Origin of the sequence: Pseudomonas sp. DrBHI1 (assembly GCF_002205115.1) — a bacterium.
Classification (GTDB): domain Bacteria; phylum Pseudomonadota; class Gammaproteobacteria; order Pseudomonadales; family Pseudomonadaceae; genus Aquipseudomonas; species Aquipseudomonas mosselii.
In genome coordinates this window covers 25,306-41,888 of the sequence record NZ_NIBE01000107.1, presented here as the reverse complement: position 1 = coordinate 41,888, position 16,583 = coordinate 25,306, and the positions used below count along the sequence as shown (strand labels likewise).

17 protein-coding genes are annotated in these 16,583 nt (G+C 63.6%); 9 read left to right on the top strand and 8 right to left on the bottom strand.

Features of this window, described 5'->3' with window-relative positions; translation table 11 throughout:
- The first annotated feature begins 141 nt into the window (after positions 1-141).
- The gene (locus tag CC207_RS21200; protein ID WP_028693068.1) at positions 142-1,263 is read left to right on the top strand and encodes a beta-ketoacyl-ACP synthase III; all 1,122 of its coding nucleotides are present in this window, start codon (positions 142-144) and stop codon (positions 1,261-1,263) included.
- A gap of 125 nt (positions 1,264-1,388) precedes the next feature.
- On the opposite strand, the gene CC207_RS21195 is transcribed toward CC207_RS21200, so the two are convergent.
- Positions 1,389-2,633, bottom strand: coding sequence for a putative porin (locus tag CC207_RS21195; RefSeq protein ID WP_028693069.1), 1,245 nt, complete (start codon positions 2,631-2,633; stop codon positions 1,389-1,391).
- A 239-nt stretch (positions 2,634-2,872) separates the two neighbouring features.
- Between CC207_RS21195 and CC207_RS21190 the strand changes: the two genes are divergently transcribed.
- Positions 2,873-4,000, top strand: coding sequence for a GNAT family N-acetyltransferase (locus tag CC207_RS21190; RefSeq protein ID WP_088852710.1), 1,128 nt, complete (start codon positions 2,873-2,875; stop codon positions 3,998-4,000).
- Between the two features lie 120 nt (positions 4,001-4,120).
- Here the strand turns inward: CC207_RS21190 and CC207_RS21185 are convergent, their stop codons facing one another.
- From CC207_RS21185 to CC207_RS21170, 4 genes are read right to left on the bottom strand one after another with little or no spacing between them, the layout of a single operon-like run.
- A complete protein-coding gene (locus CC207_RS21185; protein ID WP_028693071.1) occupies positions 4,121-5,953 on the bottom strand; it encodes an ABC transporter ATP-binding protein in 1,833 nt (610 codons plus the stop codon).
- A gap of 51 nt (positions 5,954-6,004) precedes the next feature.
- A complete protein-coding gene (locus CC207_RS21180; RefSeq protein ID WP_088852709.1) occupies positions 6,005-6,562 on the bottom strand; it encodes a peptidylprolyl isomerase in 558 nt (185 codons plus the stop codon).
- On the bottom strand, positions 6,556-7,368 hold the full coding sequence (locus CC207_RS21175) for an alpha/beta fold hydrolase (protein WP_028693073.1): 813 nt from the start codon (positions 7,366-7,368) through the stop codon (positions 6,556-6,558). The genes CC207_RS21180 and CC207_RS21175 overlap by 7 nt, the downstream gene beginning before the upstream one ends.
- A 13-nt stretch (positions 7,369-7,381) precedes the next feature.
- On the bottom strand, positions 7,382-8,305 hold the full coding sequence (locus CC207_RS21170) for a LysR family transcriptional regulator (protein ID WP_028693074.1): 924 nt from the start codon (positions 8,303-8,305) through the stop codon (positions 7,382-7,384).
- Between the two features lie 50 nt (positions 8,306-8,355).
- Here CC207_RS21170 and CC207_RS21165 point away from each other — a divergent pair, with 50 nt between their 5' ends.
- The 3 genes from CC207_RS21165 to CC207_RS21155 all read left to right on the top strand — a co-directional run bounded on the left by CC207_RS21165 (position 8,356) and on the right by CC207_RS21155 (position 10,544).
- Entirely contained in the window at positions 8,356-8,670 is a 315-nt protein-coding gene (locus CC207_RS21165) for a hypothetical protein (RefSeq protein ID WP_028693075.1), read from the top strand.
- A gap of 110 nt (positions 8,671-8,780) precedes the next feature.
- On the top strand, positions 8,781-9,380 hold the full coding sequence (locus CC207_RS21160) for an FMN-dependent NADH-azoreductase (RefSeq protein ID WP_028693076.1): 600 nt from the start codon (positions 8,781-8,783) through the stop codon (positions 9,378-9,380).
- Positions 9,381-9,671: 291 nt separating this feature from the next.
- Positions 9,672-10,544: a carboxylate/amino acid/amine transporter gene (locus CC207_RS21155; protein ID WP_088852708.1), complete on the top strand. Its 873-nt coding sequence runs from the start codon at positions 9,672-9,674 to the stop codon at positions 10,542-10,544.
- A gap of 3 nt (positions 10,545-10,547) precedes the next feature.
- Here the strand turns inward: CC207_RS21155 and CC207_RS21150 are convergent, their stop codons facing one another.
- Both CC207_RS21150 and CC207_RS21145 read right to left on the bottom strand, forming a co-directional pair.
- The gene (locus tag CC207_RS21150; RefSeq protein WP_088852707.1) at positions 10,548-11,750 is read right to left on the bottom strand and encodes an MFS transporter; all 1,203 of its coding nucleotides are present in this window, start codon (positions 11,748-11,750) and stop codon (positions 10,548-10,550) included.
- 165 nt (positions 11,751-11,915) lie between these two features.
- Positions 11,916-13,217 (bottom strand): mechanosensitive ion channel family protein, encoded by a 1,302-nt coding sequence (locus tag CC207_RS21145; RefSeq protein ID WP_088852706.1) that lies wholly within the window; start codon positions 13,215-13,217, stop codon positions 11,916-11,918.
- A gap of 142 nt (positions 13,218-13,359) precedes the next feature.
- Here CC207_RS21145 and CC207_RS21140 point away from each other — a divergent pair, with 142 nt between their 5' ends.
- From CC207_RS21140 to CC207_RS21130, 3 genes are all read left to right on the top strand, one after another.
- On the top strand, positions 13,360-14,685 hold the full coding sequence (locus CC207_RS21140) for a DEAD/DEAH box helicase (RefSeq protein ID WP_028693084.1): 1,326 nt from the start codon (positions 13,360-13,362) through the stop codon (positions 14,683-14,685).
- Between the two features lie 158 nt (positions 14,686-14,843).
- Positions 14,844-15,152: a BrnT family toxin gene (locus tag CC207_RS21135; RefSeq protein WP_028693085.1), complete on the top strand. Its 309-nt coding sequence runs from the start codon at positions 14,844-14,846 to the stop codon at positions 15,150-15,152.
- Positions 15,127-15,363 carry a BrnA antitoxin family protein gene (locus tag CC207_RS21130; RefSeq protein ID WP_028693086.1) on the top strand — a complete coding sequence of 79 codons (237 nt, stop codon included), beginning with the start codon at positions 15,127-15,129 and terminating at the stop codon, positions 15,361-15,363. Before CC207_RS21135 ends, CC207_RS21130 begins: the two co-directional genes overlap by 26 nt.
- A gap of 11 nt (positions 15,364-15,374) precedes the next feature.
- Here CC207_RS21130 and CC207_RS21125 read toward each other — a convergent pair whose 3' ends face one another.
- On the bottom strand, positions 15,375-15,644 hold the full coding sequence (locus CC207_RS21125) for a hypothetical protein (RefSeq protein ID WP_028693087.1): 270 nt from the start codon (positions 15,642-15,644) through the stop codon (positions 15,375-15,377).
- Between the two features lie 484 nt (positions 15,645-16,128).
- Between CC207_RS21125 and CC207_RS21120 the strand changes: the two genes are divergently transcribed.
- Entirely contained in the window at positions 16,129-16,533 is a 405-nt protein-coding gene (locus tag CC207_RS21120; protein WP_028691123.1) for a hypothetical protein, read from the top strand.
- The last annotated feature ends 50 nt before the right edge of the window (positions 16,534-16,583 follow it).

The window sequence follows — 16,583 nt, the reverse complement described above, 5'->3', positions numbered from 1 at the left end:
AGAACGCCGATGCTGTAGGAGCGGCCTTGTGCCGCAAACGAGGGCGCAGCCCTCGCCTCAAAATTGGTACCAAGGTGCCATTAAGTTGCCCTTATTCCGGCCAGCGCCTTGTGGCGATGGCCCCAGACCAGAGGAACGACCGTGCACAACGTCGTCATCAGCGGCACCGGCCTGTACACCCCGGCCCAAAGCATTTCCAACGAAGAACTGGTGGAATCTTTCAACGCCTGGGCACAGCGTTTCAACCGTGACAACGCCGCCGCCATCGAGCGTGGCGAGGTCGAGGCGGCGCCGCTGTCCGACGCCGCCTTCATCGAGAAGGCCTCGGGTATCAAGAGCCGCTTCGTCATGGACAAGGCCGGTATTCTCGATCCGCAGCGCATGAAGCCGCGTCTGCCCGAGCGCGGCAACGACGAACAATCGATCCTCTGCGAGATGGGCGTGGCCGCCGCTCGCCAGGCCCTGGAGCGTGCCGGGCGCACCGCCGCCGATGTAGACGGGGTGATCGTCGCCTGTTCCAACCTGCAGCGCCCGTACCCGGCCATCGCCATCGAAGTGCAGCAGGCACTGGGCATCCAGGGCTTCGCCTTTGACATGAACGTGGCCTGCTCGTCGGCCACCTTCGGTATCCAGACCGCCGCCAACAGCGTGCAGCTGGGCCAGTCGCGCGCGGTGCTGGTGGTCAACCCGGAGATCTGCACCGGCCACCTGAACTTCCGTGACCGCGACAGCCACTTCATCTTCGGCGACGCCGCCACCGCCGTGCTGGTCGAGCGTGCCGACCTGGCGACCTCCGAACATCAGTTCGACATCGTCAGCACCAAGCTGCTGACGGCGTTCTCCAACAACATCCGCAACAACTTCGGTTTCCTCAACCGCGCCGCGGAAGAGGGCATCGGTGCCCGCGACAAACTGTTCGTGCAGGAAGGCCGCAAGGTGTTCAAGGAAGTCTGCCCGATGGTTGCCGAGCTGATCGGCCAGCACCTGGCCGAGAACGACCTGCAGCCGTCGGACGTCAAGCGCTTCTGGCTGCACCAGGCCAACCTGAGCATGAACCACCTGATCGTCAAGAAGCTGCTGGGGCGTGAAGTGGCCGAGGAAGATGCGCCGGTGATCCTGGATCGCTATGCCAACACCAGTTCGGCGGGTTCGGTGATTGCCTTCCACCTGTATCAGGATGATCTGGCCAAGGGTTCGCTGGGGGTACTGAGTTCGTTCGGTGCTGGCTATTCGATTGGTAGTGTGGTTCTGCGTAAACGCTGATACCTACTTTTACTTCTCTATCGGGGCTGCAAAGCAGCCCCGGCTTTCTGACAGGCAAAAAAAGCGGGAAACGCTGGATGGGGTCAGCATTTCCCGCTTCTGGGTGGAGCAAGGGTACGTAGCGCTTAGAACTTGGCTTCCAGGTCGACCTGCAGGGTGTCGACGTCGGCGTTGTTGTTCGGCAACTGCGACAGGTCGGTCTTGGCCATCAGGTAGGCCGCGCCCAGGGAGAAGTTCTTGTCGATCTCGTAGCCGACCTTGAACTTGTGACCACGCGAACCCGTGAAGCCTGCGCCGAAGTCGGAGTCGGTGAACAGGCTGACCACGGCGTTGCGCTGCACGTCGCGGTAGTTGTAGTCCAGGCTCCAGGCGCCCACCTTGGTCTTCAAACCGGCCAGCCAGGCCTTGTCCTCGCCGTCGGTGCTGTCGGTGTTCTTGACGAACTGGCCATAGGCCGACAGCGGGATGGCGAAGCCGGTGAAGTCCACCTGGCCGAAGCCTTCGGCCAGGTTGAACTCGGTGGTGGTGTTGCCGAAGCTGCGCAGCACGGCCGACTTCTTGTCGTTGTCGAAACCGTAGAGGCTGCCGCCGACGGTGACCTTGACGCTGTCAGCCAGGTTGAACTTGGTGCCCAATTGGCCGTGGTACAGCTGTGCGTCGTGCTTGAACTGCACGCCGTCGCCGTCGACGTTGTCCTTGAGGGTGTAGTGACCGGCGCTGCCGAACACTTCGGCGCCGCCCAGGTTGGTCTTGTAGGTGACGGCCACGCCTTCCGGGTTGATGTCGCTGTCCCAGATGATGTCGCCCATGCTCACCCACGGCTGCAGCATCTTGCCGCCGATCAGGTGCAGGTTCGGCACGGCGGTCGGGTGCCAGTCGAGGTAGGCCAGGTCCACCCACAGCGATTTCTTGTCGAAGTAGTTGTCCAGGCTCTGGTTGGTCGAGCGGGCGTCCGAGCTGCTGCCGGTGGCCACGCGAATGCCAGCGTCGACCTGCGGGTTGATCTCGCTGTAGAAACCGACGCGGGCACGCACACGCTCGCGGTCCTGGTTGCCACTGCGGCTGTTGGGGTTGTCGACGTTGACGTCTTCGTAGCGCAGGCGCACATCACCCTTGATCTGGGTCTTGGCGGCCCATGCCACTTTCTGCTCGAAGGAGCTCAGGCGCTCGGACTGGGCTTTCTGGTCGGCCTTTTCCTTGGTTTCCTTTGCCAGGTCGCCCTGCAGTTCGGTGTACTGCGCCTGGTTGATCGAGCCGTTGGCGCGGAGTATTTCGAGCAGCTTGGCGTCGACAGCAGCACTGGCCGGAGTACTCAGAGCCAGCATCATGCCGGTGAGGCTCACTCCAGTAAGTGTAGAAACAAGACGCATAAGGTTCTCCCTGTTGGAAAAAGTGGGGAGGCTCAAGCGCCCGCCCCCGAGTTGGCATGTCTTCGGAAAGGGCCTGAATAGACAGGTTCTGGGGTTCCGGAAAACAGGCGCAAGTATTGCGGGGGGGAATGACAGAATAATGTCTGAATAGTGGCACTGTTGTTAAGTAAACAGGCCGTCATTTGTGTGTCACGGCGGCTTTGGCAATACTGGCGCCCTGTCCATAGCGAGTTGCAACCGTGATCAGCCTTCACAGCCTTGCCCACCTGCGCGACCTGCCGGCGACCACTTGGGACGCGCTGGTGCCCGACGGTCAGCCGTTCCTGCGCCACGCCTTTCTCAGTGCCATGGAAGACAGTGGTAGCGTGGTGCCCGACACCGGCTGGGCCGCCGAACACCTGGTGCTGGAGCGCGATGGCGAGGTACGGGCGCTGCTGCCGGCCTACCGCAAGTGGCATTCGTTCGGCGAGTACGTGTTCGACCATGGCTGGGCCGATGCCTGTGAGCGCGCGGGCATTGCCTACTACCCCAAGCTGCTCGGCGCGGTGCCGTTCAGTCCGGTCGCGGGGCCGCGTCTGCTGGCCGCCGATCCAGCCGATGGCCTGCTGCTGTTGCAGGCGATTCCCGAGTACCTGGGCAAGGGTGGGCTGTCGGGGGCGCACATCAACTTCACCGACAGTGTGCTGGACGCGGCCATTGCCGGCCAGCCGGGCTGGTTGGAGCGCCTGGGCTGCCAGTTCCACTGGCGTAACCGGGGTTACCGGGACTTCCAGGACTTTCTCGACACCCTCAGCTCACGCAAGCGCAAGCAGATGCGCAAGGAGCGTGAACAGGTGGCGGGGCACGGGATCGATTTCGCCTGGTACCGCGGCGATGAACTGAGCGAGGCGCAGTGGGACTTCGTCTACCGCTGCTATGCCAACACCTATGCCGTACGGCGACGAGCACCGTACCTGACTCGCGAGTTCTTCAGCCTGGTGGCCGAGCGCATGCCCGAGGCGATTCGCGTGGTGATTGCCCGGCAGCAAGGGCGCGAGGTGGCGATGGCCTTCAGCCTGGTGGGGGGCGACAGCCTGTACGGCCGCTACTGGGGTTGCCTGGACGAATTCGACCGCCTGCATTTCGAGACTTGTTTCTACCAGGGCATGGACTTCGCGATCGGCGAAGGCCTGCAGCGCTTCGATGCCGGGGCCCAGGGCGAGCACAAGCTGATTCGCGGGTTTGAGCCGGTGATCACACGGTCGTGGCATTACCTGCTGCACCCGGGGTTGCGCCGGGCGGTCGCGGACTTCCTGAGCCAGGAGCGCGAAGGGGTGATGGCCTATGCCGACGAGGCGAGGGGGATGTTGCCGTATCGTCAGGTTTGACAGCCTTTGCGTGGGAGAGCGGGGGCGTGGGAGCGGGCTTGCCCCGCGATAACGTCCATCCCGGTCATCGCCAACGCGGGCCAAGCCCGCTCCCACGAACACCCGCCCATCAAACCTGCGTCAATCGACGCCGACAAATCCCCCGGTCTGGTGATGCCACAACCGCGCATACAACCCGCGCTGTGCCAGCAGCTCGGCATGGCTGCCGCTTTCGACGATATGCCCCTTGTCCAGCACGATCAGCCGGTCCATGCGGGCGATGGTCGACAGGCGGTGGGCGATAGCGATCACCGTCTTGCCCTGCATCAGCGTCTCCAGGCTCTCCTGGATTGCCGCCTCGACCTCCGAGTCCAGCGCCGAGGTCGCCTCATCCATGATCAGGATCGGCGCGTTCTTCAGCAATACCCGGGCAATGGCGATGCGCTGGCGCTGGCCGCCGGAGAGCTTGACGCCGCGCTCGCCGACATGGGCGTCGAAGCCGGTGCGGCCCTGGGCATCGGACAGCTGCGGGATGAACTCGTCGGCTCGGGCCCGGCGCACTGCTTCCCAGACTTCCTCGTCACTGGCATCCGGCCGGCCGTACAGCAGGTTGTCGCGGATTGAGCGGTGCAGCAGCGAAGTGTCCTGGGTGATCATGCCGATCTGCGCGCGCAAGCTGGCCTGGTTGACCTCGGCGATGTCCTGGCCGTCGATGAGGATGCGCCCGCTGTCGATGTCGTACAGGCGCAGCAGCAGGTTGACCAGGGTCGACTTGCCGGCGCCGGACGGACCGATCAGGCCGATCTTCTCGCCAGGACGGATGTCCAGGTTCAGCGCGTCGATCACCTTGCCGCCCTTGCCGTAGTGGAAGTCGACATGGTCGAAGCGCACCGCCCCGCGGCTGACCTTGAGTGCCGCGGCGTTGGGCCTGTCGCTGACGGTGACCGGCTGGGCAATGGTCTGCAGGCCGTCCTGGACCATGCCGATGTTCTCGAAGATGCCGTTGACCACCCACATGATCCAGCCGGACATGTTGACGATGCGGATCACCAGGCCTGTGGCCAGGGCGATGGCGCCGACGCTGATCAGCGACTGGCTCCACAGCCACAGGGCAAGGCCGGTGGTGGTAACCACCAGCAGGCCGTTCAGCGAGGTAATGACCACGTCCATGCTGGTGATCACCCGCGAGGCCAGCTGGGTCTTCTCGGTCTGCTCGCTGATCGCCTCGCGGGCGTACTGCTGCTCGTAGTCGGTATGGGCGAACAACTTGAGCGTGGCGATGTTGGTGTAGCCGTCGACGATGCGCCCCATCAGCTTGGAGCGGGCGTCGGAGGAAATCACCGAGCGCTCCTTCACCCGTGGCACGAAGTAGTACAGCGCACCGATATAGCAGGCGATCCACACCAGCAGCGGCAGCATCAGCCGCCAGTCGGCCTCAGCGAACAGCACCAGCGAACTGATGGCGTAGATCAGCACGTGCCACAGCGCGTCCACCGCCTGCACCGCCGAATCGCGCAGGGAGTTGCCGGTCTGCATGATGCGCTGGGCGATGCGCCCGGCGAAGTCGCTCTGGAAGAAGTTCAGGCTCTGCTTGAGCACGTAGGTGTGGTTTTGCCAGCGGATCAGGCTGGTCATGCCCGGGCTGATGGTCTGGTGCACCAGCAGGTCATGCAGGCCGAAAAACACCGGCCGCAGCAACAGCACCACCACCAGCATCCAGATCAGCTCGCCGCTGTGCTCGCTGAAGAAATTGGCGTTGGGCGTGCCCTGGGCCAGGTCGATAATCCGGCTCAGGTAGCTGAACAGCGCCACTTCGATCAGCGAGGCGATCAGGCCGACGATCAGCAGGGCGAGGAAGCTCGGCCACACCTGGCGCAGGTAGTAGAGATAGAAGGGCCAGACCTTGCCGGGAGGCGCCTCGCTGGGCGCCTCGCGGAAAATGTCGATCAACTGCTCGAAACGACGGTACAGCATGGGTGACGACACTCCTGTTCGACCCGACTCACGTCCCTGTGCGGCGCGGGATCAATCGATGCGTTTGGCCGACTTGATGTAGACCGGATCGGCCGGCACATCGCGCATGCCTTTCTTGACGGTGGTCGGCGAGTTGACGATCTGGTCGACCACCTCCATGCCCTTGGTGACCTTGCCGAACACCGCGTAGCCACGGTCGCGGCCCGGGTTGAGGAAGTCGTTGTCGGCGACGTTGATGAAGAACTGGCTGGTGGCCGAGTTCGGGTCGGAGGTGCGGGCCATGGACAGGGTGCCGCGGGTGTTCTGCAGGCCGTTGCTCGCTTCGTTGCGGATCGGGTCCTTGGTGCTCTTCTGCACCATCTGGTCGGTAAAGCCACCGCCCTGGACCATGAAGCCCGGGATCACGCGGTGGAAGATGGTGTTGTTGTAGAAGCCGCTGTCCACGTACTGGAGGAAGTTCTTGGTACTGATCGGTGCTTTTTCTGCGTTCAGCTCGATCTCGATCTTGCCGAAGCTGGTGACCAGCTCAACGTGCGGGGTCTTGTCGGAGGCCATGACGCTGGTGGCGAGGGCGACCGAGCAGGCGGTGAGCAGAAGTTTTTTCAGCATGGGCTCAAAGATCCTTGAGAGGTGGAAGCGGCTGCGAGGAACTGCAGCACGGTACGGTTGAAGACTTCGGGTTGATCCAGGGGCGTAGCGTGCCGCGAATCGTCGATGACCGCCAGCCTGGCGTTGGGCATCAGGGCGACGTAACGCTCCTTCAGTTGTATCGGTGTGTAATCGTGGTCGGCGGCGATCACCAGGGTGGGACAGCGGATCTGGCCGATGCGTTCCTGCACGCCCCAGTCGACGATGGCGTCGAAGCTTTTCAAATAGGCACGCTTGTCGTTGCGCGCCCAGCGCTCGGCCATCTTGCGCCGCAGTTCGGTCTGCTCCGGCTTGGGAAACAGCCGCGCAGCCAGGCCCTTGCCGACGGTCTCGACGCTGAGCAGGCGTGCCAGGCCCCAGCGCTTGAGCCACCAGATCCAGTCGCTGCGGGTGCGTCGCTTGACCTCGGGGGCGCTGTTGACGATGCACAGGCTGCGCAGCCAGTCGGGGTGGTCGACGGCAAACTGGAAACCGACCATGCCGCCCATGGACAGGCCGACGAAGTGCACCGGGCCGGTGTCCAGATGGCGCAGCAGGGCCAGCAGATCAGCGCTGAAAGTCTTTATCTGGTAGCCCTTGCGCGGCTTGGAGGATTGCCCGTGGCCGCGGATGTCCATGAGGATCACCCGATACTGGCGGCCGAGCTCGGGCACCTGCAGTTCCCAGTCCTGGCTGCTCGAACCCAGCCCGTGCAGCAGCACCAGGGGCTCGCCCTGGCCATGTTCCTCGTAATGCAGCAGGCATCCGTCATGTTCGAAACAGGCCATGGGCGCGGTCCTCTCAGGCTTGCGGGGGGGCTGCGAAGGGCACGTCCAGCGGCGCGGTGTCGAAGTTGCGCAGCAGTTCGATGAGGATCTGCGTGGCCGGGCCCAGGGTCTTTTCCTTGCTGGAGTAAAGGTAGAACAGCGGATGGCGGCTGCCACCCTGATCCAGCGGCAGGGGCTTGAGCACGCCTTCGCGCAGCTCGCGCTCGATCATGTGCCGGGGCAGCCAGGCAAAACCCAGGCCGCTGCCGACGAAGGTCGCCGCGGTGCCCAGGCTGCCGACCGTCCAGCGCTGCTCGGCGCCGAGCCAGCCGACATCGCGCGGCTGGGCCCGGCCGGAGTCGCGGATCACCACCTGCAACTGGCTTTCCAGATCCTGGAAAGTAATTTCGCGGCCCATGCGGTGCAGGGCGTGCTCGGGGTGGGCGACGGCGATGAACTCCACCGGGCTCAGTTCGGTGCCCAGGTAGCCGCCGATGTTGAAGCTGCTGATGGCAAGGTCGGCGATGCCTTCGTGCAGCACTTCCTCGACCCCGGACAGCACTTCTTCGCGCAGGCGTACCCGGCAGCCGCGGCTCTGCGGCATGAAGGCGGCCAGGGCGCGTACCAGGCGGGCGCTGGGGTAGGCGGCGTCGACCACCAGGCGCACTTCGGCCTCCCAGCCCTGTTCCATGTGGTGGGCCAGGTCTTCCAGCTGGCTGGCCTGCTTGACCAGTTGTCGCGAACGGCGCAGCAGCACGCTGCCGGCCTCGGTCAGCACCGCCTTGCGCCCATCGATGCGCAGCAGCGGCACGCCCAACTGCTCCTGCATCCGCGCCACGGTATAGCTCACCGACGACTGCGAGCGGTGCAGGGCCTCGGCGGCCTGGGCGAACCCGCCGTGGTCGACCACTGCCTGCAGGGTCCGCCACTGATCCAGGGTAACGCGCGGTGCTTTCATCCAGGGCTCCTGTTGTCCTAAGCTGCGCTCTTCCCAAGGAGAGCGCCCGTATGAAGAAATGTTGTGCGGCTTTGCTGTTGTGCCTACCCCTCGGGGCCATGGCATACCCGATCGACGTGGAAAAGGACCTGACCGGGGTCAAGGTCGATTACACCGTCTACGACACGGCCTATGACATCGGCTCGATCAGCCTCAACAACTATGGGCAGGTGCCGGCGGCGTGCAAGGTCACCTTCCGCAACGGCCCTGAGGCGCCACGGGTGCGTCGGGTCAATGTGCCCGCCGGCAGGAGCGTGGATGTCACCGCCAAGTTCAACCGGCAGATCATCAAGCTGCGCATCGTGCTCGACTGCAAAGCCGAATAAACAGATTAATCGATAGGTTGATCCCACTTTTTACGCTTTTTTATCGATAGGTCAACCACTAATCTCACCTCCATCGAATCGCCACCCTTTACCGCCGATGGAGGCAGCCCATGTCCCGCGTACTGATCATCGAAAGCAGCGCCCGCCAGCAGGATTCCGTTTCCCGTCAACTGACCCTGGACTTCATCCAGCAATGGCAAGCGGCGCATCCGGCCGACGAGATCAAGGTGCGCGACCTGGCGGTGAACCCCGTGCCGCACCTGGACGCCAACCTGCTTGGCGGCTGGATGAAGCCTGAGGAACAGCGCAGCGCCGCCGAGCGTGAGGCGCTGGCACGTTCCAACGTGCTGACCGACGAACTGCTGGCCGCCGACGTGCTGGTGATGGCCGCGCCGATGTACAACTTCACCATCCCCAGTACCTTGAAAGCCTGGCTGGACCACGTGCTGCGCGCCGGCATCACCTTCAAGTACACCCCGACCGGGCCGCAGGGCCTGCTCAACGGCAAGCGCGCCATCGTCCTGACCGCCCGCGGCGGCATCCATGCCGGCGCCAGCAGCGACCACCAGGAACCCTACCTGCGCCAGGTGATGGCCTTCATCGGTATCCACGATGTGGACTTCATCCACGCCGAAGGCCTGAACATGAGCGGCGAGTTCCACGAGAAGGGCCTGAACCAGGCCAAGGCAAGACTGGCCGCGGTGGCCTGAGCCGCGACGAATTCCCAACCCTGACACCTTGTTGCTCCTTTGGGTGTGCCTGCCCGGCCAGTACTTGGCCGGGCTTTTTTATGCCGACCTCATGCCTTGCGCTCCCACAAGGGCAAATGCAAACCATGAATGTTCTGCAAGGCAGTTGCTCTCACAGAGAAAACACTGCTTTCAAGGCCTGTGGTAGTGGGCTTGCCAGAGAAGAGGCTTTTACTGCCCCCACAACCCCCATGGTTGAACTGCCCAGGCCCAACCCGCTAAGGTCCCCGCCTTGATCCACGAGGGCCAACCATGGGCTACCTGATAATCGTCGCGCTGATCCAGGCGTACTCCTTCAACCTGATCGGCGAATACCTGGCCGGCCACGTCGACAGTTACTTCGCCGTGCTGGTCCGGGTGCTGCTGGCCGGGCTGGTGTTCCTGCCACTGACCCGCTGGCGCCAGGTCGAGCCGCGTTTCATGCGCGCGATGCTGCTGATCGGCGCGCTGCAGTACGGCATCACCTATGTCTGCCTGTACCTCAGCTTCCGCGTGCTGACGGTGCCGGAAGTACTGTTGTTCACCATCCTTACCCCGCTGCATGTCACCTTGATCGAGGATGCCCTGAACCGGCGCTTCAACCCCTGGGCGCTGCTTGCTGCCCTGGTGGCGGTGGCCGGCGCGGCGGTGATCCGCTTCGACACGGTCACCGGTGAGTTCTTCATCGGTTTCCTGTTGCTGCAACTGGCCAACTTCACCTACGCCGCCGGCCAGGTGCTGTACCGCCACTTGGTGGCCCGCCACCCCAGCGACCTGCCGCACTATCGCCGGTTCGGCTATTTCTACCTGGGCGCGTTGCTGGTGGTGTTGCCGGCCTTCCTACTGTTCGGCAATGCCCAGCACCTGCCGAGCACCGACACCCAGTGGCTGGTGCTGCTGTTCCTGGGCCTGTGTCCGACGGCGCTAGGGCTGTACTGGTGGAACAAGGGCGCTTGCCTGGTCTCTGGCGGCACCCTGGCGGTCATGAACAACCTGCATGTGCCGGTGGGCCTGCTGCTCAACCTGCTGATCTGGAACCAGGACGAACCGCTTGGGCGCCTGGCCATTGGCGGTTCGGTGATCCTGGCATCGGTATGGCTGAGCCGCTTGGGCGGCCAGCGCGCGAGGCTGCCTGGAGCGGCCTGAGGGTCATTGCCGGCGCGGCAGGCCAGTGTGCACGATCAGGCACAAGGGCAGTGTCAGCAGCAGCGTGCCTGCCAGCGCCATCAATCCCTGTTCCACTCCCGTGTGGTCGGATATCGCGCCGATCAGCACCGGCGCCAGCGCGCCGCCGCCGACGGTGCCGGTATAGAAGCAGGCGAACACCCGTTCCCGCTGCTCGCGGCCGGCGAAGTCCGGCACCAGCCCGGTCAGCACCGATGAAGTGCCGTTGAGGGCGACGCCGATCAGAGGCATCACCAGCATCAACGGGAGATAGGGCAACAGCAGCGCTACCAGGATCAGCGCGGCGGTCAGCAGCTCGGTACAGACCACGGTGCGTAGCGGCCCCAGCCGGGCGCCCAGGTAGCCGCAGAACAGCTTGCCGAAGGCGCCGCCGATGAACAGCAATGTCAGGGCCAGGCCGATCTGCGCAGTGGTCGCACCCTTGCCCTGCAGCAGGAATGGCAGGAAGGTCAGAAAACCCATGCGCACGCCACTGTCGAGGGTGCCGGTGGCGATCAGCGCCGCGAGCCCCGACCTTGAGCCAACCTGGTCGTGGGCTGTGGCCTTGTGCGTTGATCGCCCTGCGGGTGGTGCCTGACGCAACAGCCACCACAGCGCCGCTGCCGCCCCCAGGCCGAGCAGGCCAAGCGCGGTGGCGTTGGCCTGCCATGACACATACACCAGCACCAGGCCGACCAGGCCGGGGATCAGCGCCTTGCCGATATCCCCGGCGAAGTTGTACTGGGCCAGGGCCTGTTTCACCTTGCCACTGCCTTCGTAGGCATCGGCGACCAGCGCGCTGGCCAGCGGGTGCTGGGTGCTGGCGCCGAGGCCGGCGAGCATCAGGGCGATCAGCAGAAGGTTCAGGTCACTGGCCTGGGCGGCCAGCAGGTAGGCCAGCCCGGCCAGCGCCGTGCCGCGGACCAACAGGGCCTCGCGGCCCCAGCGCCGGGCGCCTTTGCTGGCCAGCAACTGAAAGCCCGCCATCATGCCGGCGTAGGCGCCGCGCAGCAGTCCGACCTGGGCGTAGCTGAGGCCGAAGGCGACCTGCCAGAGGGGCAGCAACACGTAGATGACATCGGTCAGCCCGTCATGCACGCCATGGGCGAGGCTGGCGGCGGCAAGCGCCTTGCGCCGAGGCGATGGCGGGGCGTCGTGCAGTGAAACGCTGGAAATGTCCTGAGGCATGGCTCGCTCACGAGGGCTGTGGCAGGCGTTTGTCGAGCGTCAGGGATGGGCGTGGCGAGTGGGCCGTCGATCTTCCGTGATGACGTCGTCCTGGATGGCCCTAGGTTAGAGCGTCTTGGGGGCGCAATGCAAAGGGGCGCCCGCTCGGGCGCCCCGATTGGACGGTCAGGCTTCGCTCAATGCATCCAGGCTGCGTGGCTGGGTCTGAGGCAACGGCCTGGTCGCCAATCCCACCCGCATGTCTTTACCGCTCGGTTGCTGGTACAGGCTCAGCCCGAACTCCGGCAGCACCGCCAGCAGGTAGTCGAAGATATCGCCCTGGATGCGCTCGTATTCGGCCCATACCGTTGTGGTGGTGAAGCAGTAGATCTCCAGCGGCACGCCTTCGGCGGTGGTCTGCATCTGGCGGACCATGCAGGTCATGTTCGGGTGCACGTTGGGGTGGTTCTTCAGGTAGGCCAGGGCGAAGGCGCGGAAGGTACCGATGTTGGTCAGCTTGCGGCGGTTGGCCGAAAGCTCCGCCACCGGGCCCAGGGCCTCGTTCCAGTGATGCAGTTCCTGGCGCTTCTGCGCCAGGTAGTCGCCCAGCAGGCGTACCTGGCCCAGGCGCTGTTCTTCGTCCGGGCTGAGGAAGCGCACGCCGGCGGCGTCGATGAACAGGCTGCGCTTGATCCGACGCCCGCCGGACTGCTGCATGCCGCGGTAGTTGCGGAACGACTCGCTCATCAGGCGCCAGGTGGGGATCGAGACGATGGTCTTGTCGAAGTTCTGTACCTTGACCGTGTGCAGGGTGATGTCCACCACGTCGCCATCGGCGCCGGCCTGGGGCATCTCGATCCAGTCGCCGACGTGCAGCATGTCGTTGCTGGTCAGTTGCACGCTGGCGACGAACGACAGCAGGGTGTCCTTGTATACCAACAGCAGCACCGCCGACATGGCGCCCAGGCCCGACAGCAGCAACAGCGGCGAGCGGTCGATCAGGGTGGCGACGATGACGATGGCGGCGAAGATCCACAGCATCATCTTGGCCAGCTGCATGTATCCCTTGATCGAGCGGGTGCGGGCGTGCTCGGTGCGTGCGTAGATGTCCAGCAGCGCGTCGAGCAGGCAGGACAGGGCGCGGGTCATGAACAGCAGGGTCACCGCCAGGGCGACGTTGCCGAGGAAGTGCTGGGTGGTGGCCGACAGCTCCGGCACCAGCTTCAGGCCGAACTGCACCACCAGCGACGGGGTGGTCTGCGCCAGGCGGTGGAACACTTTGTTGTGGCGCAGGTCGTCCAGCCACCTGAGCGCCTGTTGGCGGCCGAGCAGGCGGGTGGAGTGCAGGATCAGGAAGCGGGCGAGGCGGCCGATCAGCAGCGAGACCAGCAGCAGCACGATCAGGCCGAGGGCGGCATGCAGCAGCGGATGTTGGTCGAGCGTGCCCCAGAGGTCGAGGGCGTCGCGCCAGAAGCGTTGGATGTCCATGGGCGTGAAAGCGGTCTGTGTTGCGGTATGAAGGGGTATTAGAGCGTGGATCGGCGCAAAGTTGCCAAAAGAAATTCGGTTCTGGCCACGGAAAACGTTACCCTATGCAACTGAATTTTTCGCACTTGCCCGAGGTTACCCCGTGTTTTCCCAATTCGCCCTGCACGAACGCCTGCTCAAAGCCGTGGCCGAGCTGAAATTTGTCGAGCCGACGCCGGTGCAGGCAGCGGCCATTCCCCTGGCCCTGCAAGGGCGTGACCTGCGGGTGACGGCGCAAACCGGCAGCGGCAAGACCGCCGCCTTCGTGCTGCCGCTGCTCAACCGCCTGGTCGACCGCAGCGGCCCGAGCGTGGAGATCCGTGCGCTGATCCTGCTGCCGACCCGCGAGCTGGCCCAGCAAACCCTCAAGCAAGTGAAACTGTTCTCGCAGTTCACCTACATCAAGTCGGGCCTGGTCACCGGCGGTGAAGACTTCAAGGAACAGGCCGCCATGCTGCGCAAGGTGCCGGATGTGCTGATCGGCACCCCTGGCCGTCTGCTCGAGCAGCTCAATGCTGGCAACCTGGACCTGTCGCACGTGGAGGTGCTGATCCTCGACGAAGCCGACCGCATGCTCGACATGGGCTTCGCCGAAGACATGGAGCGCCTGTGCAAGGAGTGCGAGAATCGCAAACAGACCCTGCTGTTCTCGGCCACCACCGGCGGGGCGGCCCTTCGCGATATCATCGGTAAAGTGCTCAAGGACCCCGAGCACCTGATGCTCAACAGTGTCTCGCAACTGGCCGAAGGCACCCGCCAGCAGATCATCACCGCCGACCACGACCAGCACAAAGAGCAGATCGTGCAGTGGCTGCTGGCCAATGAGACCTACCAGAAGGCAATCATCTTCACCAACACCCGTGCCCTGGCCGACCGTATCTACGGACACCTGGTGGCCAAGGAGGTCAAGGCTTTCGTCCTGCACGGCGAGAAGGACCAGAAGGACCGCAAGCTGGCCATCGACCGCTTCAAGGATGGCGGCTCCAAGGTCTTGGTGGCCACTGACGTCGCGGCTCGCGGCCTGGACATCGACGGCCTGGACCTGGTGATCAACTTCGACATGCCTCGCAGCGGTGACGAGTACGTGCACCGTATCGGTCGCACCGGCCGTGCCGGTGGCGAAGGCCTGGCGATCTCGCTGATCACCCACAACGACTGGAACCTGATGTCCAGCATCGAACGCTACCTCAAGCAGCAGTTCGAGCGCCGCGTCATCAAGGAGGTCAAGGGTACCTACAGCGGGCCGAAGAAGGTCAAGGCCTCGGGCAAGGCAGCCGGCAGCAAGAAGAAAAAGGTCGAGAAGAAGGCCGGTGGCGACAAGAAGGGTGCCGCCAAGAAGAGGCCTACCGCCAAGCCCAAGGCCAATGCGCCTCTGGCCAGCTCCGACGGCCTGGCACCACTGAAAAAGCGCAAGCCAGCCGCTGAGTAAATATCACCGGCAATGAGCCCGCCACTGCAACGGTGGCGGGTTGCTTCACCTCCTTCCCCAGGGCGCGTAGCCCATTTCCCAAACCCTGTTCAAGCCCGGGCATTTTGTCGCCTACCCGCCACACTCCTCTGGCATGTGCAGTCAAGGAGGAGTAGCGTATGTACAGCTGTAAATACGATTGTCCCGTACGATTTGAATGGGACGAGGAAAAGAACCTGCTCAACATCCGCAAGCACGGTATCGACTTCAACGACGTGCCCGAGATGTTCCGCCAGCCGATGCTGGCGTTGCGCGATGAGCGATTCGAGTACCCGGAGGCACGCTGGATCGGCATGGGCTGGATCAATGCCTGGGTCAGCCTGGTCGCCTACACCGAACGGCAGGGTGATGTGATCCGCATCATTTCCGCCAGAAGAGCCACCCGACGTGAGGTAACGCGCTATGTCGAAACCGTCCATAAACTGTGAGCAAGACCAAGCCCCGGTCGATACCTCGGACATCCCCGAACTCGACGATGACTTCTTCCGCCGCGCCGAGCTGCGAGTGCCGGCCAAGCAAACGGTGACCATCCGCCTGGACGCCGACGTGCTGGCCTGGTTCAAGGAACAGGGCGCCGGCTACCAGACCCGCATCAACCAGTTGCTTCGCCAGTACATGCAGGCCCAGCAGCGACGCTGACACTGGCGCGGTCAGGTTTTCCTTTCCGCTTCTTTAAGTTCCTGGATGCGCTTGTCGATCAACTGGCATTTGTCCGGCAAGTCCTTGCTGGCCGTTCCGAGCTCCATGTGCTGGAGCTCGTCGTTTATCTCCTTGGCCTTGCGCGGGTTCTGTTCGGTCAACTGACTGACCAGCCCTGCCAGTTCTTCTCTTTTTTGCGTGGCCTCTTCCGGTGTGCAGGCCAAGATGGGCTGTGCACAGAGCAGGGTGGCCGCGCAGATAAGGCATGGCAACGGTTTCATCCCTCGACTCCTTGTTACCAGTGGATTCAGTCCGGTGGAGGCGCCGGTCTGCGAGGAAGTTCAGTCCGGGTGACTGCTGGTTCAGGCATCAGATGACTTTCACGGTTTTTTGACGATATTAATTTGACGCCATGATGATGGCTAAATAATATCCCGCGCTCTTTTCCGTGGTCCAGGGACTGGATGATGTCTATGCGTTTTAACCGGGGGCGAGCTTGCATGCTTGCCGCCTTGCTGGCCTGCACGACCAAGGGTACTGCTCGGGGTTCGATACGAACAATGGCTGGGTGGTTATCGATATCGACCCGGTAAGCCGTGAAGCGCATCAAGTGGCGGACAGTTTTTCCGAGTACATACGTGAAATGCTGAACGACTTTTAGCCGTCGAGGAGCAATGGGGTGGCCTCGGTTTCTGATTGAACACCTGGCAACCTCTGTCAGTCCCACGCTGTGTACCTACTTGTCCACAGCAGGAGGCTTACCCCATGAGCACATACGACTGGGACTTGATCGAACGCTTGCTGCACGAAGTGCAGAACGGCGCCGGTCACAGTTTCACGCCACGCCCCTATGCCGAGCAGCATGCCGCCGCGCTGGCCGCCGATGGCGAGGCGCCGGGCGATCTGAACCAGCTCAAGGCCCAGGCCTGCGAGTACGAAAAGATCCTCTTGGAACGGGGTTTCATCGAGAGCCGGCCTGAAGCGGAAGGCGGCAACGGCGAGAATTTCGTCCTCAGTCCGCGTGGCTCGCGCCTGCTCAGCCTGATCGACAGCAGCATTCCGGGCTTCGAACACCCACGCCAGGTGCTCGATGAACAGGCTGATGCGCTGGACGAAGCCACCTTCGAGCACGTCTCGGCCAAGGCACAGATCGCTGGCGGATCAATTTAGACTGGCATCGGCAAGGCCGGTCCCCCGATAATCGGGATCCATTCTCACTG